Genomic DNA, 1555 nt, shown 5'->3' on the forward strand with positions numbered 1-1555 from the left:
GCCGTCCTCCTCGTGGGTGCCGTGCTTCTGCTTGTCGGCCTCGCTGCGGCGGTCCCAGCTGGGCCGTCTGACGGCGTAGAAGATGAGCGGCGGCACGCCGAGCACGACGATGACGACGCCGACGATCCACGGGTAGGCGGCGGGCGAGAAGGCGCTGAACCCGTCGGGCGGGATGAACGCGAGCAGGAACGCCGCGAGGCAGGCGAGGAAGCCGACCCCGGCGACGAAATCGAGCGCCGGCACCCGGTACGCCCGCTTCACGTTCGGCTGCGTGCGCCGCAGCACGATCGCTGAGGCGAACATCATCATGTACATGATCAGGTAGAGCGCCGCGGCCATGTCGATGAGCGCGACGAACGCCGAGCTCACGTCGGGCACGATGATGAAGATCGCCGCGAGCACGGTCACGATCGTGCCCTGCAGCATGAGGATGCCGGACTGCACGCCTTCCTTGTTGCGCTTCTGCAGCAGCGGCGGGAGCAGCCCGGTCTCGGCGGCGGCGAGCACGCCCTTGGAGGGCCCGGCGACCCAGGTGATGACCGAGGCGAGCGCGCCCGCCGCGATCAGCGCCGACACGATCGCCGTGGCCCACTCCCCCATGCCCCAGTGCTGGAAGTACTCGCCGAAGGCGAGCATGATCCCGTTCGTGAGGCCGAGCTCCTTCTGCGGCACCGCGACCGAGATCGCGAGCGTCGGCAGGATGAACACGGCGAGGATCAGCACCGACGCCAGCAGCACCGAGCGCGGGTAGCCGCGGCCCGGGTCCTTCATCTGGTTCACGTGCACCGCGTTGACCTCCATGCCCGCGTAGGCGAGCACGTTCGACACGATCAGCACGATCGACGCGAGGCCGGTGAACGGGGGAAGGATGGCGGATGCCTCGAGCGGCACCTGGCTCTTCTCACCGCTGAACACCCAGATCGCGCCGAACACGATCAGCAGCGCCGCCGGCAGCAGGGTGCCCAGGATGCCGCCCCAGGAGCCGAGCTTCGCGAACAGGTTCCCGCCGCGCAGCGTGATGAACGTCGACCCCCAGTAGAGCACCAGGATCACCACCGCGGTGAAGAAGCCGGAGTTCGACAGCGAGGGGTCGAAGAACACGAAGGCGAGCGCCGCCGCGATGAACGACAGCTGCGTCGGGTACCAGACCACGTTCTGGATCCACTGCAGCCAGACCGCGGTGAACCCCCAACGGTTCCCGAGCGCCTCACGCACCCAGATGTACACGCCGCCCTTCCACCCCGTCGCGAGCTCGGCGGCGACGAGCGCCGTCGGGATCAGGAAGAAGATCGCCGGGATCAGGTACAGGGTGATGCTGCCGAGCCCGAACACCGCCATCGCCGGCAGCGAGCGCAGGCTCGCAACCACGACGAGAGTGAGCAGGGCCAGCTGGCCGACGCCGAGGAACGCGGTCGCCGGGTTGTGCGGCGCAAGCGGATGATTCGAGGTGCGCGCGGCCTCGGTACGGTGCTGAGCCATCTCGCACCCCCTAGTGGTGGAACCCGGGATGCTGACCCTCGACCGGCATCGGCGACTCGAGCGCATCGAGGTACGC

The 1555-nt window shown here is 68.7% G+C and carries 1 protein-coding gene; it reads right to left on the minus strand.

From position 1 onward, the window contains the following. Positions 1-1479, minus strand: a 1479-nt coding sequence (locus tag ACFWE1_RS17530; RefSeq protein ID WP_376934767.1) for an amino acid permease, incomplete at its 3' end; no start/stop codon positions are given. Positions 1480-1555: the final 76 nt, after the last annotated feature.

Source organism: Agromyces sp. NPDC060279 (genome assembly GCF_042726785.1).
GTDB lineage: Bacteria > Actinomycetota > Actinomycetes > Actinomycetales > Microbacteriaceae > Agromyces.